Here is a 24,177-nt window from a genome sequence, read left to right on the forward strand (position 1 = left end):
AGCGCATCAGTTTGGCCCCCCAACCTCATGCGGCTCGGCCAGTGCCAGCGCCTGGTCGGACTGGTTGACCAACAAGCCCTCGCGGCGCGGCTGCTCAACCCCGGGAGCGGGTTCAGCCAACAGGGGCAGATCGCCCAGCGCGACTTCACGGCTCGGATCGAGCGGCTCAAAGCCGAGATAGCGGCGCGCCAGCGCGCGCAGGCGCTCGGGATCTTCGAGATGCGCGATCTCGACATTGAGAACATTGATCTGGCGCCGCTCCTCGACCAGCTGCGACTGGATATCCTCGAGACGTTCCTGGGAGTTCTTGGCTTCGGTCTTGGCGACATAGAGGGCGCCGGCCAGGGCGACTGCAACGACAAGGGCAATCGCGTTAAACGTACGGATCATAACACGGCCTCCAGACGCTCAAGCGACACAACATTCCTGCCGGACTCCGACAGATCCTCAGCCCAGGCCGGGGCCTCGGTACGAATAGCAACACGCATTTTGGCGGAACGTGACCGCGGATTGGCGGCGATCTCGGCCTCACTGGCAGCGCTCGCCTTGCGATGCAGCAAGGAAAAACTCGGACTGGTGACAGGACCGGTTTCCACTGCGGGCGCATGGCGCGAGCCACCCCCTCCTGCCTGCCCGGACCGGGCCCGCAAGAAGTCCTTCACCATGCGGTCTTCCAGTGAATGGAAGGTAACCACGACGAGGCGTCCGCGCGGCGCCAGAATCGCCTCGGCGGCCTCGAGCGCACGGGCCAGTTCGCCCAGTTCGTCGTTCACATAAATCCGCAGCGCCTGGAAAACTTTGGTGGCGGGGTGGATTTTTGAATGTTTCCCGCCAGTTGCGCGCGTGACAATGGCGGCAAGCCGATCCGTTGTCTCGATCGGTGCCTCGGCACGAGCCTCGACAATCTGTTTGGCGATGCGGCGCGAGCGGCGCTCATCGCCATAAACATAAAATATGTCTGCCAGCTCTTCCTCGCCGAGCAGATTGACCGCATCGGCAGCGCTGGCGCCGGAACGCGCCATGCGCATGTCGAGCGGACCGGCGCGCATGAAGGAAAAACCGCGCTCGGCCTGGTCGATCTGCATCGAGGAGACGCCGATATCGAGCACGATACCGTCTACCGTCTCGCCGCCATTGGCGGTGATGACTTCGGCCATTTTCGAGAAAGGCGCCTGGACGAAGACAAAACGTCCACCCGACGCCTTGCCCAATTGCTCGGCAGCCAGGACGACGCTTGGGTCGCGATCAATCCCGATCAGGCGGCAATCGGCGGCGGACAATATGGCGCGCGAATAACCGCCGGCGCCGAATGTGCCGTCGATATAGAGACCGCCATCCTGGGGGTCGAGGGCGCGCACGACCTCATCAAGCATGACCGGGAGATGGCTCATGACGCACCCCCATTGCGCGGAACCAGACGCAGGGAACGCTTGTTCTCGCGGGCAAAGGCGCGGGCCGAGGCCTGGTGCTCGGCATAGGCATCCGGAGACCAGAGCTCGAAACGTGAACCGAGACCGACAAAGGTCGCCTTGCCGTCAAGCCCGGCGTGATCGATCAATTCCCTGGGCAGGGTGACGCGGCCGGTCGCATCGAAGGCCAGCGGCCGGGCGGCACCGAAAATGGCGCGCTCGAAAGCGATCCGCGCATCATCATACGGGTCCATATCCTCGATCAGGCGCTGATAGCTGTCGAGCAGGGCCTGGCCGCCACCTTCCAGATAGGGGCCGTCAAAAGAGGGCCAGACGATAATACCGTCGAACGGACCACCGCGCACCACGGAACGGAAATCGGCTGGCACCGATACCCGTCCCTTGGCGTCAACGCCATTAATGGTGGTCGATAAAAACACGTTCGATTTGCTCCCCGGCCATACCGATCAGTCCCCGTATGGTTAACTATGGGATAACATGGGATCAGATGGGAAACAACGCCGAAAGCATCGAATTCTATGGATTGAAGCGCCTTTTGAAGTAATCAAATATGGCTAAATTGAGAACAACAAGGGAACATTAAGTTAATATCCACAGGGCCGCGGATGGATGAATGGAGGAAATAGGGATCAGGTGGCCTATAAGCCGGGTTCTGTGTCGCTTGTTCCGGAACGGAACAAGCGCGACGACCATTCATCTGCGACATGCCTTGCGACATGCCTGGTGCGACCTACCCGGATGGCATGCGGAGACGCATGTGTGGCAAAAGCCACGGCCCATCCCTATTCGGTCTTGCTCCAGGTGGGGCTTGCCTAGCCCCCTTCCTTGCGGTCGGGGCGGTGCGCTCTTACCGCACCGTTTCACCCTTACCGGACGCGCACGTCCGGCGGTCTTTCTCTGCTGCGCTTTCCCTGGGGTCACCCCCGCCGGGAATTACCCGGCACCTTGTCTCCGTGGAGCCCGGACTTTCCTCGGTGCCGCCTTTTCAAGCCTGACACCGCGGCCGCCCAGCCACCTGATCGGGGATGTATGTGGTTGAAGTGGGAGGGACGGTCAAGCGGCGGGGGTGGTGGGGGCGTTATGATCAGCTCTGCCGCGTCTTCCCGGTCAGTCAAATCTCTGAATCAGACTCCAGACTATCCACACCATCACGCCCGCGATCGGCAGGAGCACAATCCCGTACTCGCGACGGACCTTCGTGAACCAATGCATCGAAACTCCGGCGAGCCATCGCTCGAAAGCAGCCTGACCCTCATCTGTGGCTTCAAAAACCAATTCGCAGTCGCCGCGCCGCCGGATGACCACAGGCCCCATCGCAGACACCGAAGCGTGCCCAAACTTCGGATGATACAGATCGCAGATGTCGGCAAATCGTATCTCCGGAAACTTCATGAGGAAGCCGCGTTCGCGCAACGCGTTCAATCGAACCAGAGTCGAGTGTTTTGCAGTCCCTTCGTCACAAATTTGATCGCCCAAATATTCCATGATCTCCCCGAAGAGCTAGCGGACACGCTCCGCTCCTGCGGCGCTACTCTATCGAGCCCCCGGCCTCTGCTCAAAACTTGCCCAGCCCCGCCGAGCAGAGCCATCCTTGAAATCCTTGCCAAGCAGGGCGCCAGACTGGAATTGTCTAGTCAAGGGTCCTGACCGCGAAGCGGCGCTGCGCGCCCTTGACTAGACAATTCCAGTCTGGCCGGATCCCGGCATGGGTTTCAGGGAGGGGTGTGGCCCGCCGAGGGCCATGTCTTCCAATAAATCAGAACGCATTTTTCCCCGGACTTGTTCCGGGGCCTGCCGGAGTGGGGTTTAGCTAACACCGCCACCGAGGGGCAGGCCCCGGAATTCGCTGCGCTCCTCCGGGGGAAGATGGTGTGATTGGTATTGGAGGAATGCCCCCTCACCCCCAGACCGCCTCATACAGTCCCGCCAGCTCCGCCGCCGTCGGCACGCGTGGATTATTCCCCGGCGACCCAGACGCCAACGCCTGCTCCACCATCACCGGGATCATCTCGAAATAGCGCCCCCGATCGATCCCGAAACCGGCCAGCGTTGGCACTTCCAGCGCCGCAACGATCCGGTTGAGCCCGGCCATCAGCTTGGCATGCGCAGCCCCCACATCATCACCGGCATCGGCAAAGCCAATCGCATGGCTACAGGCGGCATAGCGCTCCGGCGCCGCCGCCAGCGAGAACTCCGTGACCTTCGACAGCAGCATCGCATTCGACAGCCCGTGCGGCACATGGAAGTGCGCGCCGATCGGACGGCTCATCCCGTGCACCAGGGCGACGGAGGCGCCGGAGAAGGCGATGCCGGCCAGGGTCGCGCCGAGCATCACGGCTTCGCGGGCCGGGCGGTTTTGCGGGTCGGTGTAGACGGTTTCCAGATTGGGGCCGATCAGGCGCATCGCGGCGAGCGCCTGCTGGTCGCAGAAGGGATTGGCCCTGGCGCTGACATGGGCCTCGATGGCATGGGTCAGCGCATCCAGCCCGGTATCGGCGGTGGTGCGCGGCGGCAGGCCGAGGGTGAGCTCAAAGTCGATGATGGCGGCGGCGGAGACCAGGCCCGGTCCCATGCACAGGAGCTTCTCATCATTGGCCGCCTCGGTGATCACGGCGACGCGCGTCACTTCCGAGCCCGTGCCCGCCGTCGTCGGGATGGCGATCACCGGCAGGCCGACGGGGGCCACCACGGCCGGCACCGCGATCTCGCGAATGGTTTTGCCGCTCGCGGCCAGCACCGCCATCACCTTGGCCGTATCGATCACACTGCCGCCGCCCATCGCGATCACCGCATCGAAGGCCCCGCGCGGCGAGCCGGCGCGCAAGGCCTGCACGCCCGCCATGACACAGGCATCGGAGGGCTCCGGCTCGGTGCCGTCGAACAGGGCGTGGGCAAGGCCGGCCGTATCGAGCAAGGCGGTGAGCTGGCCGGTCAGGCCGATCTTGCCCAGCACCGTATCGCTGACGATCAGCGGATTGCTGCAGCCCAGCCGCGCCAGGATCGGCGCGATCTCACCGAGCGCCCCGGCGCCGATCTGCAATATGGGCGGGATGGAGATATTGGCGGACATGGCGGCGGACTCCTAACCTAAACAGCGACAGGTATCACTCACGCACAACCCGCGCGCAGCCCGCCGCCGCCAAACGCTCCCAGGGGAATTTCTCGCCCGGATCCTGTTTGCGGCCCGGTGCGATATCGGAATGACCGACCACGCCCTCGGGGCCAATCCCATGACGTCCCATAATATCCTTGACCAGTTCGATCACTGCAGCGATCTGCACAGCCGGGAAATCGGGCAGGCCGAAATCATGCCCGCCATTGACGATCTCGACCCCGATGGAACTGGAATTGATGTCGGTCTCGCCGCGCCAGCAACTGACCCCGGCATGCCAGGCGCGCTTGTCCTCATCGACAAGCTGGAAGATGCGGCCATCCTCCTCGACCATATAATGCGCACTGACCTCGGCCGCCGGATCGCGCATCCGCTCCAGCGCCACCGCACCATTTTCCATGCCGGTATAATGCAGCACGATCAGGGAGATCGGCAATTTGCGCTCGTTGAAATTGGGCGACGGGGCGGCAATCGGATCGGGCATCACAGGGTCTTCTCCCGCGCCAGCCCCGCTTCCGGCAGGGCCCGATTGGGCCGCAGCGCGATAATACCGACACCCAGCAATGCCAGCCCGCCACCGACAAACAGGCGCCAACCGGCCTCATCGCCGGTGATGACGATACCGGAAATGACGCCGATGAGCGGCGCCAGCAAGGTGATCGGCGCAATCATGGTCGCATCATAACGCTGCAACATTTTGTAGAACACACCATGGCCGAACACATTGACCAGCAAGACGGTGAAGATGACGGTCAGCATAAAGGGCCAGCCGCCGGCCATGACCGAGCTGATCTGGTCGCGCTCGAACACCAGCGACAGCACCAGAAGGGGTGGCCAGGAGATCAGCCCGATCCAGGACTGCATCCGCATTGAATCCAGCGGCATGCGCTTGACGAGAATCATCCCCAGCGCGCCCGAGAAGGCGGCGCCGATCCCGAGCAGGAGGCCGAAGGAAAGCCCGCCAATGCCGGGCCGTGCGACGACCAGGATAATGCCGGCAAAAGCGATGACAATGCCGGTGATGCGCGGCAGGCCGAGCCTTTCCTTCAGCATCACCACCGAGAGCAGGGTCGCAAACGGCACCCCCATCTGCAGCGTGATCGCCATGCCCGAAGGCGTCGCCCATTGCAGGCCCAGAAACATCAGCGCGTATTGCAGCGCGCCCATCGTCAGGGCGATGCCAAACATCGCCTTCATATCGCCCGGCCGCGGCATCAGCCAGGGCGAGAGGATGATGAAGAGGAGCGCAAAGCGCAGGAAGGCGAAGAAGAGCGGCGGCGAGCCCTCGAATCCGGGCACCCATCCCGGTGAGCCCGTGATCGAAAATTTCGCAACAACAAAATTGACGCCCCAGACCGCACAAACCGCGATCAGGGCGAGGAGATCACGAATACGCATATCGCTTCATGGACCGGCCCGGCCAGTCGCACAAGCGGCCACGCGTATAGGCGACATGCACGCTTGATGTCAGTACGTTACGAAATCTGCGGCGGATAATGCAGAGCCGTGGCTCGGCTCAGGAACCGAGCCCGTCCACCGTCCAGCCATCGGGGCCGCGGGTCGCGACCAGGATTTCCGGACCCTTGCGCTCACGGCGGCCGCGAACCTTGGTCCACAGCCAGTAAACACCAAAGGTGACGAGGCCTGCGCCGGCGATGATCAGGAAGACCGCCGTCAGCATGACGGCCATGAAGACCACCGCACCGATGAAGGCCAGGGCGATCATGGCCGCCAGAACATCGCGTGCAATCCGGCCAGCGCCGGTCGCGAAGAATGCCGATTGGGTGTGAGGTTTCTCTGTCATAATCCTCGATCCATATCTGCCCCTCATCCCAATGTTGGCATTTCAACCGCCAAGGTCAATTGGCAGCACCGACATTAAGCCCGCGCTCTGCAAGGATCTGACCATAAGCAGCATTAATAACTGCCATTTTTTCATTGGCGAAACGCTGGGTTTCCAGCGGCGCACCGCGCGCCATCATGCGATCCGGATGGTTTTGCGACGCGATTCGGCGATAGGCGCGCTTGAGATCGGCGTCGGAAATGTCGGCCTCGATGCCGAGAATGATATAGGGATCATCATCGGAAGCGCCCAGATGCGCCGTACTGATACGGCGAAATTCGAGCGGCGAAAAACCGAATATCTCCGCCACCTGGTTGAGATAGTCCAGCTCGTCACTGGTCACCGCCCCGTCCGCCTTGGCGATGTGGAACAGGCCGTCGAGCACGTCTTCCAGGATCGCCGGATTGGCCCGGAAGCGCCGCGCCAGGCGCCGGGCATAACCGTCAAAGCCGAGCGTCGTCTGCATCGCCAGCTCGAAAGCCCGGTCGAGCGCCGCGCGCCCCTCGGGCGGCGGCCGGAAGACTTCGTAGAAGGCCTTGATCTCGCTACGAGTCACAAAGCCGTCAGCCTTGGCCATTTTGGCCCCCAGCCCGATCAGCGCCATGGCAAATTCAGCATCCCCGACCCGGCGCTCCGGCTCGGCATTGGCCAGGCCAGAGCCCGCATCGCAACCGTCACAGTCGAGGAAGCTGTCCCGTCCCTGCAGGCGGGCTGCCAATTTGTGCCAAAAACGCATGCGTGAATGTCCCTTGCACGGCCATATAGGTGTTCAATCCGGGATACGTCAGGGATGGGCAATCGGATTGACCGTATTTTGTCAGCTTTACCCGCTCACGCCGGCGCAGACCATGATAAACCTCGCTGCAGGCAGAGATATGCGGCAGCGCTTCGACGGGAGTTTTCATGTCTGACTGGGAGTTCTGGATTGATCGCGGCGGCACCTTCACCGATGTGATCGGACGCGGCCCTGATGGCCGCCTGCATCCGCTCAAACTCCTGTCGGAGAGCCCTGACTATCCCGACGCCGCCAGCGAGGGCGTGCGCCGTCTCGCCGCCGGCGCTGCGGTCGGTTCGGTCAAGATGGGCACCACGGTCGCCACCAATGCCCTGCTCGAACGCAAGGGCGCGAAAACCCTCTTCCTGGTGACGCGCGGCTTTGCCGACCTCCTGATCATCGGCGACCAGACCCGTCCCGACATCTTCGCCCTCGACATCCAGCGCCCGGCACCACTGCACGACCGGGTGATCGAGATCGATGAACGCATCGATGCCGCCGGCCATGTCCTGACGCCGCTCGATGAGACACCGGTCCGCGATACGCTCGCCCTAGCGCGGCGCGATGGCTTCACCTCCGTCGCGATCACGCTGATGCATGCCTATGGGAATGACGTCCACGAGACCCGGCTGGAAGCCCTCGCCCGCGAGGCCGGTTTCAAGACCGTGATCCGCTCCAGTATTGCCAGCCCGCTGGTCAAGATCGTGCCGCGCGCCTCGACCACCGTTCTGGATGCCTATCTCACCCCGGTCCTGCGCGATTATGTCGACCGCGTCGATGCCGGGCTGGAGGGCACGCCGCTCTACTTCATGCAGTCATCGGGCGGGCTCGCGCCGGCGGCCGGTTTCCACGCCCGCGACGCGGTGTTGTCCGGCCCGGCCGGCGGTGTCGTCGGCATGGCCAAGACGGCCCTCGCCGCCGGGCATCCCAAGGTGATCGGTTTCGACATGGGTGGCACCTCGACCGATGTCTCCCGCTTTGATGGCGAGACCTTCGAGCGCGTCCAGGAAACCCTGGTCGCCGGACATCGCCTGCGCGCACCGATGATGGCTGTGCACACCGTCGCCGCCGGTGGCGGCTCCCTGCTCACCTTCGACGGCGAACGCGCCCGCGTCGGCCCGGAGAGCGCTGGCGCCATGCCCGGCCCCGCCGGCTATGGCCGCGGCGGACCGGCCGCCGTGACCGATGCCAATATCGTGCTCGGCCGGGTGCAGGCCGAATGGTTCCCGCTCGTCTTCGGCGAGGACGGTGCCTCACCGCTCGATGTCGAGGCCAGCCGCGCCGCGCTGCAGACACTGGCCGATGCCATGCAGCTCGACAGCCCGGAAGCGGCCGCCGAGGGCTTCCTCGCCGTCGCCGTGGAGAGCATGGCCCAGGCGATCAAGCAGATCTCCATCGGTCAGGGCGTCAACCCGTCCGCCTATGCACTGGCCGCCTTTGGCGGCGCCGGGGCGCAGCACGCCTGCAAGGTCGCCGATGCGCTGGGCATGACCTCTGTCCTGATCCACCCCTATGCCGGATTGCTCTCGGCGCTGGGCATCGGTCTCGCCGAGATCCGCCAGACCAAGCTGGCCGCCGTCGAGCAGGATTTCGCGACCGGGATCGAGACGGCCCGCGCCCTCGCCGCCGATCTGGCCAAAGATGTCACTGCCCGCCTGACCGCCGAAGGCTTCGCCAGCGATCAGATCCGCACCCGCACCGAATGGCGCCTGCGCGTGCAGGGCTCCGACACCAGCCTGCCGGTGCCCGTCGACGAGCCCGCAGCGATGCAGGCCAATTTCGCCGCGGCCCATAAACGCCTGTTCGGCTTTGCGCCCGATGCGGCGCTGATGATTGAATCCGTGATGGTCGAGGCCGAAGCCGATCCGCCCGGCGCACGCGGCTGGTCGATTGCGATGAGTGAAGAGACGTCGGCGCCGCAGGCCATCGCTTCCGTGCAGGTGTTCGATCGCGGCCAATGGCGCGAGACGCCGCTCTACCGGCTCGACCAGTTTGGTGCTGGCGCGGAGGCCGCCGGACCGGCCCTGGTGATGGATCCCAATTCCACCATCGTGATCGATGCCGGCTGGTCGGCGAGCCGCCTGCCTGAGGGCACGCTGAAACTCACCCGCACCGAAGCCCTCGCCGCCGAGACTGCGGACACCGCGCTCGACCCGATCCGTCTGGAACTCTTCAACAAGCGCTTCATGAGCGTCGCCGAGCAAATGGGGCTGGCGCTGGAGCGCACGGCGCATTCGGTCAATATCAAGGAGCGGCTGGATTTCTCCTGCGCCGTGTTCGACGCGGAAGGCGGCCTCGTCGCCAACGCCCCGCACATGCCGGTGCATCTCGGCTCCATGTCGGCCAGCGTGCGCGCCGCCGCCGAGGCCCATCCGGACCTTGCGGCCGGTGATGCGGTCGCGGTGAATGCCCCCTATGATGGCGGCACCCATCTGCCCGACATCACCCTCGTCACGCCCGTCCATGACGAGACCACCGGCGAGCGCATCTTCTACGTCGCCTCGCGCGGACACCATGCCGATGTCGGCGGTATCGCGCCGGGCTCCATGCCGCCCTTCTCGACCTCAATCGAGGAAGAGGGCGTGCAATTTCGCAATATCAAGATCATGGCCGGCGGAAAATTCCTCGAGGCCGAGACCCGCGCCGTGCTCGCCTCCAAGCCCTGGCCGGCGCGCAATCCGGACCAGAATATCGCCGACCTCAAGGCCCAGCTCGCCGCCTGCACCAAGGGTGCTGACGAGCTGCGCCGCCTGGTCGATGATAACGGGCTCGATGTGGTCAAGGCCTATATGTGCCATGTCCAGGACAATGCCGAACGCGCCGTGCGCCGGGTGATCGATGCGCTGAGCGATGGCGAGCACAGCGTCAAGCTCGATGACGGGGCCGAGATCCGCGTCGCCATCCGCGTCAATCGGGCGGAACGCTCGGCGATAGTCGATTTCACCGGCACCTCGCCGCAGCGGCCGAGCAATTTCAACGCGCCTTCATCGGTCGCCCGCGCCGCAGTGCTCTATGTCTTCCGCTGTCTGGTCGGCGATGCCATTCCGCTCAATGAGGGCTGTCTGAAACCGCTCGAACTCATCATCCCGGAAGGCAGCCTGCTCAACCCGAAACCGCCCGCCGCCGTGGTCGCCGGCAATGTCGAGACCAGCCAACTGATCGTCGACGCCCTGTTCGGCGCCACCGGCCGGCTCGCCGCCAGCCAGGGCTCGATGAACAACCTCACCTTCGGCAATGCGCGCCACCAGTATTACGAGACCATTTGCGGCGGCGCCGGTGCCGGCATCAATAATGAGGGCCACGGCTTTGCCGGCCTCTCGGCCGTCCACACCCACATGACCAATTCACGCATGACCGACCCGGAAGTGCTCGAACGGCGCTTTCCGGTGCGGCTCGAACATCACAGGATCCGCCCCGGATCCGGCGGCGCGGGCCAATTCCCCGGCGGCGATGGCAGTGACCGCAAACTCACCTTCCTGGAAGCGATGGAAGTCGCCCTCCTCTCCTCACGCCGCAAGGAAGCACCGTTTGGACTGGCGGGCGGCGGCGATGCCGCGCGCGGCGAGCAGAGTGTGACGCGGGCGGGCGGGGAGACGGAAGCCCTGCCTGGTCTGTTCCGGATCGATGTTGAGCCGGGGGATAGTGTTGAGGTCAGGACGCCGGGCGGTGGCGGGTATGGGAAGGGCTAAGCCAAGCCCCAACGGGACATGGTCCTGCTTCAAGGAAGCAGGTGCGTGTCCCGACTTGGGTAGTCATCGCGTGACCCGTTCCGCATTGCCTCTCACCAAGTCGGGACACGCACCGGCGAAGCCGGACCATGTCCCGGGCAACCCAAAAAAACGGGGTCACGCCCCGCGCCGGGCGGAGCCATCCCTGAAATCCTTGCCAGTCTGGCCGGATCCCGGCATGGTTTTCAGGGCGGGGTCTGGCCGCTCGGGGCATTTCTTGAATAAAACCCAAGAACTATTCCCCCGGAATTCGCTTCGCTCCTCCGGGGGAGGGTGATGTGCGGTTTGGACTGTGTATCCGCGACTTATCCATCACCAAACGCACAAATAATCGTCATTCCAGCGCAGGCTGGAACCCAGATTCACACGCCATCGTGAATCCCATAAGCGTCAATCCATCAAAGCTTTGCGCTCCATGAACTGGGTTCCAGCCTGCGCTGGAATGACGCTTTGTGGCGGTTTGTCGGGGAAAATTGGCCACCTCCGAAAATATGGTGCCTGGCGCCTTTGTCTCAGAACAGGCTTATCCCCCCAGGGCCCGGCGGGTTATGATCACAGGGATTTCGCGCTCTCTGTGACATTGTCGGCCCCATCCCAATTTTCCGCCCTCACCCGGCCCGCCGCCCCTGGCCGTGCGTGAACGCGTCCTGGCAGGCGCTGCAGGCATGACAGTCAGTGACAGGCGACGGGCTGGCCGGCGTCGTGGACGGCTTGAGTGCCCGGCCGGCCCGCAACATTAAACATCCGACAGAAACTCATCCGTTCGTGCGGCGCTGGCGTAACCCCGTCTGTCACATGCATGAGACCCAGTCATCAAAACCGCCGGTGGCCACCGGCGGTCCCCTTTGTCTCAAGAACGGGAGCGCAACCATGCGTCTCATTGCCCTGGCTGCCGTCGCAGCCGCCGCCTTCTCTGCCCCGGCTTTCGCCGGCACTCCGGCCTCGGCCAAGATGGACCATCATGGCCATGCCGCCATGACCCAGACCGATATCGTCGACACGGCTGTTGCCGCCGGCCAGTTCGGCACGCTGGTCGCTGCCGTCCAGGCCGCCGGTCTTGTCGACACGCTCAAGGGCGAGGGTCCGTTCACGGTCTTCGCACCGCTGGACTCAGCCTTCGCTGCCCTGCCCGCGGGCGAAGTTGAACGCCTTCTCCTGCCGGAAAACCAGGCCGAGCTTGCCAGCCTCCTGACCTATCATGTCGTCCCCGGCCGCGTGACCTCGGACCAGCTGGCCGGCCAGACCCTTTCGGTTGAGACCGTGCAAGGCTCGATGCTCGCCATCGATGCAACAGATGGTGTCCGGGTCGGCAATGCCAATGTGGTGCAGGCCGATATCTTGACCTCGAATGGTGTCATCCACGTCGTCGACCAGGTCATTATTCCGGCCGGTTGATGAAAACGGGCAGGTCCGCCGCTCTCCCCCAGGGGCGGGCCTGCCCGGATTTCAGCCCTGATATAGCGGGCCCGCTCCCCCCGGCCGGTCCGCCATCAGCCGATCAGGACGCAGTGTCCGCCGCAGCCTTCGCCGCTACCGCCTTCTTGCGCCGCACCGTCTTGCGGGCAATCGGGCGCACATGGTCCTCGATATATTCCACGATCATGCCGGCGACATCCTTGCCCGAGGTGCGTTCGACGCCCTCCAGACCGGGCGAGGAATTCACTTCCAGGATTTTCGGCCCCACCGAGGATCGCAGCAGATCCACACCGGCGACAGACAGCCCCAGCGCCTTGGCGGCGCGCAGCGCGGAGAGGCGTTCGTCCTTGCTCACCTTGACCTTGGTCGCCGAGCCGCCGCGATGCAGATTGGAGCGGAACTCGCCCGCCTCGCCCTGGCGCATCATGGTCGCGACCACCTTGCCGCCGACGATGAAGCAGCGAATATCGGCGCCGCCGGCTTCCTTGACGAATTCCTGGACGATGAAATTGGCCTCGAGGCCGCGGAAGGCATCGATCACCGATTCCGCCGCCTTCTTGGTCTCGGCCAGCACGACACCGCGACCCTGCGTGCTCTGCAACAGTTTCACCACCAGCGGCGCACCGCCGACATGGGCGATGAGATTATTCGTGTCTTTCGGCGAATGGGCAAAGGCCGTCACCGGCATGGCAATGCCCTCGCGCGCCAGCACCTGGTGGGCATAGAGCTTGTCGCGCGAGGCCCCGATCGCCTCGGCCGAATTGAGGCAATAGGCCCCCATCATGGTGAATTGCCGCAGCACCGCCATGCCATAGCCGGTCATGCTAGCCCCGATGCGCGGAATGATGGCGTCATAGGCCGGCAGCGGCTTGCCGTCATAGAATACCCGCGGATCAGCGGCATCGAGCGCCAGGGTGCAGCGCGCCGTATTGATCATCTCGACGACATGGCCGCGCGTCTCGGCGGCGTCCTTCAGGCGCTGGGAGGAGTAGTTATTCGGCTCCCGCGTCAGGATGGCGACACGCAGCGGCCGCTTGACCGGCCGGCGACGCGGGAAATCCTTGTAGAGTTCGTAGGATAGCGCGCCCTGGGCGCAGGACTGGCCCGGGCTGACCATCATGTCCTCGCCAATCGCCTGGCGTCCGAGCAGCATGCGATAGGTCATGGATTCGCGATTGGTCAGGGTCAGCTCGACCGGCCAGGTGCGCTCGCCAATCTTCATCGGCGTCTCGATCACCCAGCGCAATTCACGCTCGCCATTCGAGGAGGTCACTTCACGGCGATCGACCGCAGGCGCCGAACAGACAACCTCGATCTCCGGCTTGTCCGGCACCGGGTGCATGATGAAACGAACCTGCGGCTTGTCGAGCGGCCCGAAAGGCTCGACCGAGACCGCATGCAGCGCCGAAGTCCGCGCCCCGGTATCAACCTTGGCCCGCACCGCCGGCAGCCCCAGCTTGGGAAATGCCGCCCACTCTTCCCAACCGAGCTGGAATGTCTTGTCCATTTGTCTCTCTCAAGCGTCGCGATCAAACACGGATCGGTCTTAGCAGAAAGATGCGGGGAGCCAAGCGGAGAACGGGACATGGTCCTGTCCCGCAGGGCAGGTGCGTGTCCCGACTTGGGGAATCATCGCGTGTCCCGCTGTGCATTGCCTGTCACCGAGTCGGGACACGCACCGGCGAAGCCGGAGCATGTCCCGGTGACGCGGCATCCATCATTGGCTGGCCACTCTGAGTGAAATAGCCCAGTTGCGCTTCCTGCGCTGCCGTCAAACCGGTGTCGAGATAGGCTTGCCAATCCCGAATCCCGCGCAGTATTGGCGGCCTGCACAGCAAGCGATTTTCGAGGCCAAAGACGCGCGAGGCCGCACTCGACCACTGCCACTCCTGCGCCCGCCGACGCAGCCCGGCACGAACCGGATTGAGCTCGACATAGCGTACCGCTACCAGCGCATGCGTCTCATCCATCGCGCAGGAGGAAAACCGACCCTGCCACAGGGACCCAGTCCAGCCTTCGCGGCGATTGATGGCGCGGCAATAGGCCTGATGCGCCCAGCCCACCGTTGCCGCCAATGCCCCCTCCTCGGGTGGTTCCAGCACGAGGTGGACGTGATTGGGCATCAGGCAATAAGCCCAGCACAACACCCCACGCGCCGAGCAGGCTTGCTGCATCAGCTCAAGGTAGAGCCGGTAATCGGAGTCTTGGAAAAAGGTAGGCTGGCGCCGATTGCCGCGCTGGGTCACGTGGTGGGGATAATGCGGCAGGACATGGCGGGCCTTGCGGGGCATAGCGCATTTTAACGCGAAAGTGAAAAATTACAACCTGAGGATTAATCCCCGGACGTGGTCCTGTTTCAAAGAAACAGGTGCATGTCCCGACTTGGGTGGTGCGCGCACTCAGTCGGGACACGCACCGGCTGGACGCCGGACCGTGTCCCGGCGCTATTCGCTCGGCACAGCCACCCAGATCTTCATCGTCAGCAGGCCGCTGGGCTCATCGGGGTGCAGCGAGGTCTGATGCGCCAGCTTCAGGCCGGCGCCTTCGATCCAGGTTTGCATTTCCTCGTCGGAGAAGCCGAGACGGCGGTGATAATGATCCTCGCGCAGGGTTTCCAGCTGGTGCGGCGCGAAGTCGACGATCAGGAGATGGCCGCCGGGTTTGAGCAGACGGCCGCATTCGGCGACGGCGCCGGCGGGATCGTCGAGATAGTGCAGGACCTGGTGCACGGTGACGAGGTCGGCGGCCGCGTTCTCGAAAGGTAGTGCGCCGACATCGGCATGGCGGACCGAGCAATTATTCAGGCCGGCATTGGCCAGATTAAGCCGGGCGACATTGAGCATGGAGTGATTGATGTCGACGCCAATGCCGCGTTTGACCCGATCCGCGAACAGCTCGAGCACGCGGCCCGTGCCAACGCCGACATCGATCATCAGATCGAAGGGGCCGGGCCCGGCCAGCTTGCGCATGGCTTTTTCGACTTCAGCATCGGCCAGGTGCAGACGCCGGATCTGGTCCCAGTCATCCGCCACGCTCTCGAAATAGGTCTGGGCAGCGAGCGCGCGGGCCTGTTTGATCGATTCAAGCCGGGCAATATCGCGCGTCAGGACCGGATCACTCTCGGGCAAGAGCTCGCCAAGAATCTCCGCCAGGCGCCGGCCGCCACCCGTCTCGGTCAGGCGATAGAAAACATAGGCGCCTTCGGGCAGGCGTTCGGCGAGGCGCGCATCAGTCAAAAGCTTGAGATGCCGGCTGACACGTGGCTGGCTCTGCCCGAGCACATGCACAAGTTCGGAAACGGTCAATTCACCGCGCGACAGCAGCGAAACCACACGCAAACGCGTCGGTTCGGCGATTGCCTTGAGCTGTGTGACCAGTGCATCCATGAATTTCTTGCCCGTAAGTGCGGAATGTCCCTTGCTTTTATCCGCATCGCGCCGAAGTTCAAAGGCAGCATGTAGCCCGCGCCCTGGAGAGCGATGTGAGACGCCGCGAGATCATCATTGTCGGAGCCGGACTGGCCGGGGTCAGCGCCGCCTGGACACTTGCCCGGCATGGTCATTCGGTGACCGTCCTCGATGCCCTGGTCGGGCCCGGCCTGGAGACCAGTTTTGCCAATGCCGGCGCACTGACGCCCTCGGAGCCGGAGCCGTGGAACCAGCCCGGCGTCGCCTGGCAATTGCTCGCCTCGCTGTTCGATCCGCACGCCGCGATGAAATTGCGGCTGGCGCCCCTGCCCGGTCTGATTGGTTGGGGCCTGCGCTTCCTGCGCAATTCCACCCGTGCGCGCCATATCGCCGCCAGCGAGGCCAATTTCGGCCTCGCCCGCTATAGTCTTGCCGAGACCCAGGCCGTCCGCGATGAGCTGGGACTGGAATTCGACAATCTCAAATCCGGAACGCTGAAGCTTTGCCGCAACCAGGCTGGCATCAATGCCGCGGTCCTTGCGGCCGACCGACTCGTGCCCCTGGGTCTGAATTACCGCGTTCTCGACCGCGCCGGGACGCTGGCACTGGAACCGCGCCTGACCGCGATCGCCGATGAGATCGCCGGCTCCATCCACTATCCCGACGATGAATCCGGGGATGCCCACCGATTTACCAAGGGCCTGGCCGCCGCCGCAGAGGCTGCCGGGGTGAGTTTCGAATGGGGGACCCGCGTCATCGAATTGATGGATCGCGGCGGCCAGGTCGTGGGCGTGCGCACCGAGACCGAGGAGATCGAGGCCGACACCATCATTATCGCCGCCGGTCACACGGCCTGGTCGCTGCTAAAGCCGCTCGGCCTGCATCTGCCGGTACGGCCGGTGAAGGGCTACTCACTCACCCTTGATATGTCCGACCTCCAGACCCGGCCCGCCATTCCCGTCTGCGACGAGGCATTGCACGCTATCGTCACGCCGATGGGTGACCGCTTACGGGTTGCAGGCACGGCTGAGATTGCCGGCAATGACAGGCGCTTGCGGCCGGAACGGGTGGAAAACCTCAAATCCCTGGTGCGCGCCATCTATCCACAATTTGCCGATCGCCTGCTGACCGGCGAGATCAACGCCTGGGCCGGCTTCCGGCCGATGAGCGCCGATGGCCGCCCCTTTATCGGCGAGACCCGCGCCAGGGGCCTGTGGCTGACAACCGGACACGGCCATCTGGGCTGGACGCAGGCGATGGGATCGGCCGGATTGCTGGCCGCCCTGATTGATGGCGAGGAGCCGCCGGTCGATCCGGCACCGTTTGCGGCGAGCCGGATCTAGCGTGTTTCCGCATCCGGCAAATTGAAGCGAGCGGCAAAACTCTTGCGTTTGAGCGCTTGCTCCATGCGAGTCATGCCTTCGAACATATCGATCCCGATCTCGTCAAACAGAGCCTGGTAGACGTTTGCCGCCTCGCGCATGAAGCGCGCCACGGCTGCGGCCCGTTCGACACCCGCCGCCGTCAAATGCAGGGGTTTGCGCCGGTCATCGTGTTCGTCCTCGCCGCGTTCGGCCAAGCCCAGCTCGAGCAGCTTTCTGACATTCTTGATCACAGCCGCATGGGTCATGCCCACCTGCTGCGCGATTTCGGTCACGCTCAGCGGGCCATCGGCCAGCAGCAACAAGGCTGAGACAGACCGCGGCGGAACGGCGAGGCCCAATCGACGCATCAAAATGCCACCATCGGCCTCAATGTCACCGACGACCCGTAGCGCGAGCAAACCGAAAAAGCCCGGTGCATATTTCCCGTGGGCGATATCCTGGAAGTCTTTCATAGCCGGCCCCGATCAGAACAACGTTACTGGTAACGTGAATAATATTGCGCTATAACCGATACCAGTAACGTACCAGTGAAAGGAATGCACCCATGAATCTACCCCGCGCATCGCAGATACTGATTCGCGCCCTGGGCGCGGCGTTCGCAATCGGCCTGGCAGGCTGTGCCGTCGCGCAACCGGCACCGGGCCGGGAGCCGAGTTTCACCGCTGATCAATTGCGCATTGATCTGACTGCCTGGCAGGACTGGCTTCGGTCGACCCACCCCGATCTGGCCCACTCGGCGGATACCGCCGAGCTCGACCGGCAAGTCGAGGCGTTGGGCAATAGCCTGACCGGTCAATACAGTCCGCTGGAGGCGTGGATGGCGCTCTCGAGGCTCAATCCGGTCTATGCCGATGCCCATACCGGTCTGGCAATTCCGTCCTTCCCGGACGCAGACTTCCCGCCGGTTGAAATCCGGGACGGTCACGCCTGGATCGGCGCGGCAATCGCACCGGAGAGCGGGCTCCGGCCCGGCGAACGGGTCGTCACTGTCGATGGCATCGATATCGACGCCATGATCGCGAACGTCCTGCCCCACATCCGCGGCGAAACGGACAGCTTGCGCGAACGCATACTCCAATTGCGGTTTGCCGAATATCTCGCCTTCTGGTCGGGCCGGACCCGCTTCAACCAGATCGAGCTTCAGGGTATCGCGGGAAACAGGTTTAGCCATTCCTATACCCCCCAGACCGACCGCCCGGGGGAAGATGGTGCGGCATTCTCGGTCGAGTTCCGGAACCACAGCGCTATCCTCTCGGTACGGACATTCGATCTCGCCCGATTTGAAACATTCAACACGTTTCTGACTGACGCCTTTGCACGCATCGCTGCCCGGGATAGCGAGCGATTGATCATCGACATCCGGGAAAACGGCGGCGGTGCCCGGGAGCTCTCGGACCGGCTGCTCGCCTATCTGACGGAGGATCGCTACACGCCGACCTCGGCGATTACAGCGCGGATCGCACCGGAAAATATCGCCCGCATCCCCGGTGCCGAACTGGGCCAGGTGGTGCATCTGCCCTTCCCGCAATGGGTCGAGCCGCCGGCCGGTCTCGAATATCGGTTTTCCGGGGAGATCATCGTCCTGATCGGTCCAGACACCTATTCGCAAGGCATTGTCTTTGCGAACATAGTACAGGACTTTCAAATCGGCCGGATCGCCGGACTGCCCACCGAAGGCGCCGCCAACCAAACGGGTCAGGTCCAGCGATTCACCTTGCCGCAAACCGGTTTCGAAGCACGATCACCGCTCTACATCTTCTGGCGCGCTTCGGGCGAGGCGTCCTCCAGCCCTGTGCAACCGGACATCCTGCTGCCACATGCCGGCGAGGAGCAGCTGACCGCCCTCCTCAATATGCTGGGCGAAGACTGAATCGACGGCTGGTTTGGCTCGAGGCTCGCCGGTCGACCCGGCATCGTTTGAGACGGACCGGACCTGATACAAAAAAGGCCCGGCATTAGTGCCGGGCCTCGATTGATTGCGATTGGTTCGGCGCAGCCTAGCGACCAAATTTCTGGAATTTGATCCGGTGCGGAATATCCGCATCGGCGCCGAGGCGGCGCTTCTTGTCTTCGAGATAATCGGAGAAGGAACCTTCAAACCATTCCACATGGCTATCGCCTTCAAAGGCGAGAATGTGGGTGGCGATACGGTCGAGGAAGAAGCGGTCGTGGGAAATGACCACGGCGCAGCCGGGATAGATTTCCAGCGCTTCTTCAAGGGCCGAGAGGGTTTCGACGTCGAGATCATTGGTTGGCTCATCGAGCAGGAGCAGATTGCCGCCCTCTTTGAGCATTTTGGCGAGATGGACGCGATTGCGTTCACCGCCTGAGAGCAGGCCGACTTTTTTCTGCTGGTCGCCGCCCTTGAAGTTGAAAGCCCCGACATAGGCCCGGCTCGGCACTTCGCGATTGCCGAGATTGAGCATGTCATTGCCCTCGGAAATCTCTTCCCAGACGGTCTTCTTCGGGTCGAGCTTGTCGCGCGACTGGTCGACATAGCCCAGCTTGACGGTCTCGCCGAGGCGGATCGAGCCTTCATCCGGGGTTTCCTGGCCGATAATCATGCGGAACAGGGTCGATTTACCGGCACCATTGGGGCCGATCACGCCGACGACGCCGCCCGGCGGCAGCTTGAATTCCAGCCCATCGATCAGAAGCTTGTCGCCATAACCCTTTTTCAGGCCCTCGACCTCGACCACAACTCCGCCAAGGCGTGGGCCAGGCGGGATATTGATTGTGGCGTGCGAGACATCGGCGCGTTCGGCCTTTTCGCGCAGCTCCTCATAGGAGCGGATACGGGCCTTGGACTTGGCCTGACGGGCTTTCGGCGAGGAGCGGATCCAGTCCAGCTCGCGGGCCAGGGCGCGCTCCTTGGCCGATTTCTCCCGGCCTTCCTGGGCCATGCGCTTGGTCTTCTGTTCCAGCCAGGACGAATAGCCGCCCTCATAGGGCACGCCGCGGCCGCGATCGAGCTCGAGCGTCCAGGTGGTGATCGAGTCGAGGAAGTAACGGTCGTGGGTCACGACCAGAACGGCGCCGGCGAATTTCTCGAGATAGTTTTGCAGCCAGGCCACCGACTCGGCATCGAGGTGGTTGGTCGGCTCATCGAGCAGCAGCATGTGTGGTTCGGACAGCAGAAGGCGGCACAGCGCGACGCGGCGGCGTTCACCACCGGAGAGATCCTTGACACCCCAGTCGGCGGGCGCACAACGCAGCGCGTCCATCGCCATTTCGATCTTGGAATCAATGTCCCAGGCATCGGCAGCGTCGATCTTTTCCTGCAGCGTGTTCATTTCTTCCATCAGCTCGTCGGAATAATCCTCGGCGAGTTTCATGGAGATGGCGTTGAAATCATCGATCAGCTTCTTGGCCGCCGAACCTTCAATGACGTTTTCCCAGACGGTCTTGTTGTCGTCGAGATGCGGCTCCTGCGCCAGATAGCCAACGCGCACGCCCTTTTCGGCCCAGGCTTCGCCACCGAATTCGGTATCCATACCGGCCATGATCTTCAGCAGGGTGGATTTGCCCGAACCATTGACGCCGACGACACCGATCTTGGCGTCGGGCAGGAAATGGAGCGAGATGTTTTCGAACACCGGCTTGGAGGCACCGGGATAGGTCTTGGACAGCTTGTCCATATGGAAGACATATTGATAGGCGGACATGGGCGGACGGTCTCTTCGGTAAAGGGGGTAAAAGCTGGGCTCCCTTTAACCGACCGGCGCGCATTGGGCAACGCGGCTGCAGCGCACGAGGTCAGATCGGGGAGGATCGGGCAGATTGGATCTTGGTGTGTAGATGGGGCCGATGGTCCGCGATTGCCATGGGGGCGAGGCAAATAGCCCCCCGCTTGCCAGCTAGCCCTCCAGGCTCTGCCTCACCCAGCTGACGATCTGGTCGGCATTAATGGCGCCGGCATGCCGGGCGACTTCCCTGCCCTTGCTAAACAGGATCATCAGCGGAATGCCGCGGATCTGGAAGCGGCTGCCAACACTCTGGTTCTGCTCGGTATCGAGCTTGGCAAAGCGTAGCGCTGGTGACATCTGCCGCGAAGCATCCGCGAACATCGGCCCCATCGTCCTGCAGGGGCCGCACCAGGGCGCCCAGAAATCCACCAGCAGCGGCACTTCGTCATGCTTCAGATGTTTGTTGAGCCTGGCTTCATCGAGCTCGAACGGTGCATCCGGAAACAGTGGTGCCTTGCACGCGCCGCAGGTGGGGCTGGCGGAGCGCCTTACCGTCGGAATGCGGTTCTTCGCCTGGCAGGCCGGGCAGATGATGTGAAATGTGTCAGTCATGGCAAGTCACCGGGAATAGACGGGTATCGAGCGCGAACCGCGCGGGTGGTGTATCCTGGGTTTGATATGGGTGTGGTGCGGCGCAAATGCCATGATCGCCGCCCGGGGAAACGCCCGCGGCTAGCCGGCTGATCCCAGACTGTCATTCGGCTGCCCCGCGCCGCCGGCGGGCGGCAAGGCGCGCGGGACGAGCTGGGTTTCAAGCCAGGCCAGGGCCATGTCCGAAGTTTCGAAAGCGCGGCTGGGACGGCCCGTCTCTTCCAGCCGGCGGGTCATGTAGATGGCGCGCCCGACCTGGCTTTCCTTATAGACGAATGCGACCGGAAACCGGTCGGGGAATTCCGTGCAGTAGACGTCGGCAACTTTCGAGAAATCATCCATCTCGAAGGTCAGTTCATACTTGTTGTAATCCATCAACAAGCCTTCGATCGGGTTATTTGACAAGGTCTCCGCAAGCGTACGCAGCGAGACCAGCGTCGCCTCGAGATGGCAACCGCCATGAAGCTGTATCGATAACACCCTCTCATTAGAGACCATGCTGAGTGTGTATGCGAAATCATCCGACATTGGCCTATCCCCCTGCAGCCAGTGTAGTTTCCTTAGCTAACCAGTTGGTTAACAAATATGAACAGCGATTTCAACGCAAGGGCGAGGCCGCTTCTGCCTTATACCCAGGTCCACAGATCCGCCGCGCGGCGCATTTCATCACGGTGAATCCGCCAGTCCGGCATGATGCGTTCAACGGTCTTCCAGAAGGCCGGCGAGTGATTGTGCTCGACCAGATGCGCCGCCTCATGGGCGCAGACATAGTCCACAAGGTTCTCGGGAAAGCCCATCAGGCGCCAGTTGAGGCGGATGGTGCCGTCCGGCGCGCACGAACCCCAGCGGCGCTTCTGATCGCGGATCACCACTTTGCGTACCGGCCGCTCGAGTCGGGTTGCAAAGGCCTCGACTCGCGGCCGCATGAAGTGCTCACCTTCGCGCTTGTAGTGCCGCATCAAGGCGCTGGCGATCGCGCGCCGACGCAGTTCGCCGCTCGCTTCCGGGTCGACGGTGACCAGGACCCGGTCACCATCGCGGCGCAAAGTCGTACGGATGCCGCGCGGCTCGACCTGGAGTTTGAGCTCACCGCCCAGCCAGGGCAGGGTTTCACCGGTCACATAGGCGAGTTCACGCTGGTGCGGCCGCTCGGCCCAAGCGGCGAGCTTGCCCAGGATCCAGTGCGACTTTTCCTGCAGTGCCGCCTCGATATCGCGGACGCTGACGCGCTGCGGCGCCGTCACACTCAAGCCATCACGGTTGATGACGAAGCCGATCGTGCGGCGTGTGCTGCGGCGCAGCGCATAGGGAATATCCTTGTCACCAAGGCGAATACGGCCGGTCTGTGTCATGATGCCATGCTGCCCGCAGCCGGGGACGGCGGCAAGTTGCCCCCGTCAGTGAGCGCTCCGGCCCCCTCAACGCCAAACCGCCGGACAATGCAAAGCTGGTCGACAATTTGTTCAGCCGTGTACAGGTCCGGATTATCAATCCACCAGTCGAGCAGGTGAAACACGGCCCCGACTTCGCAGCGCGCTGCGGCTCTCGGGTCGAGATCACGGCGGATCCAGCCCTCGGCCTGTCCCTCCTCCAGTTCAGGCACACGCAAGTCAGCGATCGCATCAACCACTTCGCGCTGCATCGGGTCGCCGGCGCCACGAGAGAGCAGAAGCCGGAAGAACGGCCCATAGACCTGGGCGAAAGCAACCACGCCCTCCATCGCGGCGCGATCGCGCCCGGCGCGTGTGGGGGAGGACTGGCGGGCCAGGACCAGCCCTTCGATCACCATCACCTTGCCGGCGCGAATCAACTCACGGAACAGCGCGTCCTTGTCAGGAAAATGGGTGTAGAGCGTGCCCATCGCGACTTCGGCTTCGCGGGCAATGTCGGCGATGCGTGCCCCCTGCACACCATCGGCGGCAAACACCTTGGCACCGGCGCTGAGCAGCCTTTGCCGCGTCGCATCCTTCATTTCCTTGCGCGTCACGGCCAAGCCCGGATCTCACTTCATGCACAACCAGCGTCTGAAAATATTTTCATTGAATTAATTTTCAACGAACTTATTCTCACCGCATCCGGACCGTCCGGCACGGCGCAACACAATCCCGCTCCCCAAAAGCGGGCCGGGTGGCGGCCTCCTTGCCCCAAGCAGATCGGGCCGCCACCCATATTTTCCGAAAATGGATACGGCACAGCGCGCCGTCAGGCTTCGCCTGGTCGCCTGCCGTCCTGTCGCGCGGACATTGATGAAACTAGGCGGTCAGGAGATCGCCGCAAATCGCTTCGAGCCCGGCCTTGTCCTCAAGGTCAAAGGCACCGAACTCCGTCGAATCGATATCGAGCACCGCCACCAGCGCGCCAGCGCGGTCGAACACCGGCACGACAATTTCCGAATTCGAGCGGCTGTCACAGGCGATGTGGCCGGGAAAGGCGTGGACATCGGTGACGAGCTGGGTTTCGCCGGTCGCGGCGGCCGCGCCGCACACGCCCCGTCCAAACGGAATGCGCAGACAACCCAGCGTGCCTTGATAGGGACCGACCACCAGTTCGGTCGGCTTGAGCGGGTCGACGACATAAAACCCGGTCCAGAAAAACCGCGCCCCGAAGGCCTCGCGCAGCAGACAGGCTGCGGTCGCATAGCGCGCCGTCACGCTGGTCTCGCCGGCGATCACCGAGGCGATCTGCTTGCGGACATCTGCGTAGATTTCGGACTTTTCACTCATCTGGGGCATCCCTAGCTGACA

General features: G+C 63.3%; 22 protein-coding genes, 1 other RNA gene and 1 pseudogene. 4 read left to right on the forward strand and 20 right to left on the reverse strand.

All coding sequences use genetic code 11. The features are described 5' to 3' along the window. Nucleotides 1–6: 6 nt before the first annotated feature. The 10 genes and pseudogenes from ftsL to BLT42_RS08765 form a co-directional block, all read right to left on the reverse strand. Entirely contained in the window at nucleotides 7–390 is a 384-nt protein-coding gene (gene ftsL / locus BLT42_RS08720) for a cell division protein FtsL (RefSeq protein ID WP_091769806.1), read from the reverse strand. Further along, a complete protein-coding gene (gene rsmH / locus BLT42_RS08725) occupies nucleotides 387–1,391 on the reverse strand; it encodes a 16S rRNA (cytosine(1402)-N(4))-methyltransferase RsmH (protein WP_091769808.1) in 1,005 nt (334 codons plus the stop codon). Before rsmH ends, ftsL begins: the two co-directional genes overlap by 4 nt. Then, nucleotides 1,388–1,849: a division/cell wall cluster transcriptional repressor MraZ gene (locus BLT42_RS08730; RefSeq protein ID WP_091769810.1), complete on the reverse strand. Its 462-nt coding sequence runs from the start codon at nucleotides 1,847–1,849 to the stop codon at nucleotides 1,388–1,390. Before BLT42_RS08730 ends, rsmH begins: the two co-directional genes overlap by 4 nt. 206 nt (nucleotides 1,850–2,055) lie before the next feature. After that, an RNA gene (gene rnpB, locus BLT42_RS08735) (RNase P RNA component class A) lies at nucleotides 2,056–2,449 on the reverse strand. An 88-nt stretch (nucleotides 2,450–2,537) separates the two neighbouring features. Next, nucleotides 2,538–2,915 carry a hypothetical protein gene (locus tag BLT42_RS08740; RefSeq protein ID WP_091769812.1) on the reverse strand — a complete coding sequence of 126 codons (378 nt, stop codon included), beginning with the start codon at nucleotides 2,913–2,915 and terminating at the stop codon, nucleotides 2,538–2,540. Between the two features lie 412 nt (nucleotides 2,916–3,327). Then, entirely contained in the window at nucleotides 3,328–4,500 is a 1,173-nt protein-coding gene (locus BLT42_RS08745; protein ID WP_091769814.1) for an iron-containing alcohol dehydrogenase, read from the reverse strand. Nucleotides 4,501–4,558: 58 nt separating this feature from the next. Continuing rightward, a pseudogene (locus BLT42_RS08750) lies at nucleotides 4,559–5,026 on the reverse strand (N-acetylmuramoyl-L-alanine amidase); the annotation flags it as partial. Beyond that, entirely contained in the window at nucleotides 5,026–5,940 is a 915-nt protein-coding gene (locus BLT42_RS08755) for a DMT family transporter (RefSeq protein WP_091769818.1), read from the reverse strand. The gene BLT42_RS08755 and the pseudogene BLT42_RS08750, both read right to left, overlap by 1 nt. Nucleotides 5,941–6,058: 118 nt before the next feature. Next, on the reverse strand, nucleotides 6,059–6,346 hold the full coding sequence (locus BLT42_RS08760) for a hypothetical protein (RefSeq protein WP_091769820.1): 288 nt from the start codon (nucleotides 6,344–6,346) through the stop codon (nucleotides 6,059–6,061). A gap of 55 nt (nucleotides 6,347–6,401) precedes the next feature. Continuing rightward, the gene (locus BLT42_RS08765) at nucleotides 6,402–7,121 is read right to left on the reverse strand and encodes a molecular chaperone DjiA (RefSeq protein WP_091769823.1); all 720 of its coding nucleotides are present in this window, start codon (nucleotides 7,119–7,121) and stop codon (nucleotides 6,402–6,404) included. A 167-nt stretch (nucleotides 7,122–7,288) separates the two neighbouring features. Between BLT42_RS08765 and BLT42_RS08770 the strand changes: the two genes are divergently transcribed. Together BLT42_RS08770 and BLT42_RS08775 are read left to right on the forward strand one after the other, a co-directional pair. After that, nucleotides 7,289–10,849: a hydantoinase B/oxoprolinase family protein gene (locus tag BLT42_RS08770; protein WP_091769825.1), complete on the forward strand. Its 3,561-nt coding sequence runs from the start codon at nucleotides 7,289–7,291 to the stop codon at nucleotides 10,847–10,849. Between the two features lie 909 nt (nucleotides 10,850–11,758). Then, nucleotides 11,759–12,283, forward strand: a complete 525-nt coding sequence (locus tag BLT42_RS08775; RefSeq protein WP_091769827.1) for a fasciclin domain-containing protein — start codon at nucleotides 11,759–11,761, stop codon at nucleotides 12,281–12,283. 103 nt (nucleotides 12,284–12,386) lie between these two features. Here the strand turns inward: BLT42_RS08775 and rimK are convergent, their stop codons facing one another. From rimK to BLT42_RS08790, 3 genes are all read right to left on the reverse strand, one after another. Further along, nucleotides 12,387–13,811, reverse strand: coding sequence for a 30S ribosomal protein S6--L-glutamate ligase (rimK, locus tag BLT42_RS08780; protein WP_091769829.1), 1,425 nt, complete (start codon nucleotides 13,809–13,811; stop codon nucleotides 12,387–12,389). 151 nt (nucleotides 13,812–13,962) lie between these two features. Next, a complete protein-coding gene (locus tag BLT42_RS08785; protein ID WP_091769831.1) occupies nucleotides 13,963–14,595 on the reverse strand; it encodes a transposase in 633 nt (210 codons plus the stop codon). 153 nt (nucleotides 14,596–14,748) lie between these two features. Further along, nucleotides 14,749–15,690, reverse strand: coding sequence for an ArsR/SmtB family transcription factor (locus tag BLT42_RS08790; RefSeq protein WP_091769833.1), 942 nt, complete (start codon nucleotides 15,688–15,690; stop codon nucleotides 14,749–14,751). A gap of 95 nt (nucleotides 15,691–15,785) precedes the next feature. Here BLT42_RS08790 and BLT42_RS08795 point away from each other — a divergent pair, with 95 nt between their 5' ends. Continuing rightward, entirely contained in the window at nucleotides 15,786–17,054 is a 1,269-nt protein-coding gene (locus BLT42_RS08795) for a D-amino acid dehydrogenase (RefSeq protein ID WP_176780306.1), read from the forward strand. Here BLT42_RS08795 and BLT42_RS08800 read toward each other — a convergent pair. Next, entirely contained in the window at nucleotides 17,051–17,548 is a 498-nt protein-coding gene (locus BLT42_RS08800; protein ID WP_091769837.1) for a MarR family winged helix-turn-helix transcriptional regulator, read from the reverse strand. The two genes, BLT42_RS08795 and BLT42_RS08800, sit on opposite strands and share 4 nt — an antisense overlap. A gap of 92 nt (nucleotides 17,549–17,640) precedes the next feature. Between BLT42_RS08800 and BLT42_RS08805 the strand changes: the two genes are divergently transcribed. Beyond that, complete coding sequence (locus BLT42_RS08805; protein ID WP_091769839.1) at nucleotides 17,641–18,966, forward strand: S41 family peptidase; 1,326 nt, start codon at nucleotides 17,641–17,643, stop codon at nucleotides 18,964–18,966. Between the two features lie 127 nt (nucleotides 18,967–19,093). Here the strand turns inward: BLT42_RS08805 and ettA are convergent, their stop codons facing one another. From ettA to BLT42_RS08835, 6 genes are all read right to left on the reverse strand, one after another. Next, nucleotides 19,094–20,761, reverse strand: coding sequence for an energy-dependent translational throttle protein EttA (gene ettA / locus BLT42_RS08810; RefSeq protein ID WP_091769841.1), 1,668 nt, complete (start codon nucleotides 20,759–20,761; stop codon nucleotides 19,094–19,096). Between the two features lie 192 nt (nucleotides 20,762–20,953). Further along, on the reverse strand, nucleotides 20,954–21,394 hold the full coding sequence (gene trxC / locus BLT42_RS08815) for a thioredoxin TrxC (RefSeq protein WP_091769843.1): 441 nt from the start codon (nucleotides 21,392–21,394) through the stop codon (nucleotides 20,954–20,956). Between the two features lie 120 nt (nucleotides 21,395–21,514). After that, nucleotides 21,515–21,931, reverse strand: a complete 417-nt coding sequence (locus BLT42_RS08820) for a hypothetical protein (RefSeq protein ID WP_233342405.1) — start codon at nucleotides 21,929–21,931, stop codon at nucleotides 21,515–21,517. Between the two features lie 128 nt (nucleotides 21,932–22,059). After that, nucleotides 22,060–22,785 (reverse strand): M48 family metallopeptidase, encoded by a 726-nt coding sequence (locus BLT42_RS08825; RefSeq protein ID WP_091769847.1) that lies wholly within the window; start codon nucleotides 22,783–22,785, stop codon nucleotides 22,060–22,062. After that, entirely contained in the window at nucleotides 22,782–23,420 is a 639-nt protein-coding gene (locus BLT42_RS08830) for a TetR/AcrR family transcriptional regulator (RefSeq protein WP_233342407.1), read from the reverse strand. The genes BLT42_RS08825 and BLT42_RS08830 overlap by 4 nt, the downstream gene beginning before the upstream one ends. 265 nt (nucleotides 23,421–23,685) lie before the next feature. Next, on the reverse strand, nucleotides 23,686–24,156 hold the full coding sequence (locus BLT42_RS08835) for a GAF domain-containing protein (protein WP_091769892.1): 471 nt from the start codon (nucleotides 24,154–24,156) through the stop codon (nucleotides 23,686–23,688). Nucleotides 24,157–24,177 lie beyond the last annotated feature (21 nt).

This window comes from Maricaulis salignorans (assembly GCF_900103475.1).
Classification (GTDB): Bacteria; Pseudomonadota; Alphaproteobacteria; order Caulobacterales; family Maricaulaceae; genus Maricaulis; species Maricaulis salignorans.

Coding starts and splice junctions, on each gene's coding strand:
- BLT42_RS08760 (WP_091769820.1), bottom strand. CDS start 6,346: ATGACAGAGAAACCTCACACCCAATCGGCATTCTTCGCGACCGGCGCT.
- BLT42_RS08775 (WP_091769827.1), top strand. CDS start 11,759: ATGCGTCTCATTGCCCTGGCTGCCGTCGCAGCCGCCGCCTTCTCTGCC.
- BLT42_RS08800 (WP_091769837.1), bottom strand. CDS start 17,548: ATGAAAGACTTCCAGGATATCGCCCACGGGAAATATGCACCGGGCTTT.
- BLT42_RS08805 (WP_091769839.1), top strand. CDS start 17,641: ATGAATCTACCCCGCGCATCGCAGATACTGATTCGCGCCCTGGGCGCG.
- BLT42_RS08825 (WP_091769847.1), bottom strand. CDS start 22,785: ATGACACAGACCGGCCGTATTCGCCTTGGTGACAAGGATATTCCCTAT.
- BLT42_RS08740 (WP_091769812.1), bottom strand. CDS start 2,915: ATGGAATATTTGGGCGATCAAATTTGTGACGAAGGGACTGCAAAACAC.
- ftsL (WP_091769806.1), bottom strand. CDS start 390: ATGATCCGTACGTTTAACGCGATTGCCCTTGTCGTTGCAGTCGCCCTG.
- BLT42_RS08755 (WP_091769818.1), bottom strand. CDS start 5,940: ATGCGTATTCGTGATCTCCTCGCCCTGATCGCGGTTTGTGCGGTCTGG.
- trxC (WP_091769843.1), bottom strand. CDS start 21,394: ATGACTGACACATTTCACATCATCTGCCCGGCCTGCCAGGCGAAGAAC.
- BLT42_RS08765 (WP_091769823.1), bottom strand. CDS start 7,121: ATGCGTTTTTGGCACAAATTGGCAGCCCGCCTGCAGGGACGGGACAGC.
- BLT42_RS08770 (WP_091769825.1), top strand. CDS start 7,289: ATGTCTGACTGGGAGTTCTGGATTGATCGCGGCGGCACCTTCACCGAT.
- BLT42_RS08835 (WP_091769892.1), bottom strand. CDS start 24,156: ATGAGTGAAAAGTCCGAAATCTACGCAGATGTCCGCAAGCAGATCGCC.
- BLT42_RS08785 (WP_091769831.1), bottom strand. CDS start 14,595: ATGCCCCGCAAGGCCCGCCATGTCCTGCCGCATTATCCCCACCACGTG.
- BLT42_RS08820 (WP_233342405.1), bottom strand. CDS start 21,931: ATGGTCTCTAATGAGAGGGTGTTATCGATACAGCTTCATGGCGGTTGC.
- rimK (WP_091769829.1), bottom strand. CDS start 13,811: ATGGACAAGACATTCCAGCTCGGTTGGGAAGAGTGGGCGGCATTTCCC.
- BLT42_RS08745 (WP_091769814.1), bottom strand. CDS start 4,500: ATGTCCGCCAATATCTCCATCCCGCCCATATTGCAGATCGGCGCCGGG.
- BLT42_RS08790 (WP_091769833.1), bottom strand. CDS start 15,690: ATGGATGCACTGGTCACACAGCTCAAGGCAATCGCCGAACCGACGCGT.
- rsmH (WP_091769808.1), bottom strand. CDS start 1,391: ATGAGCCATCTCCCGGTCATGCTTGATGAGGTCGTGCGCGCCCTCGAC.
- ettA (WP_091769841.1), bottom strand. CDS start 20,761: ATGTCCGCCTATCAATATGTCTTCCATATGGACAAGCTGTCCAAGACC.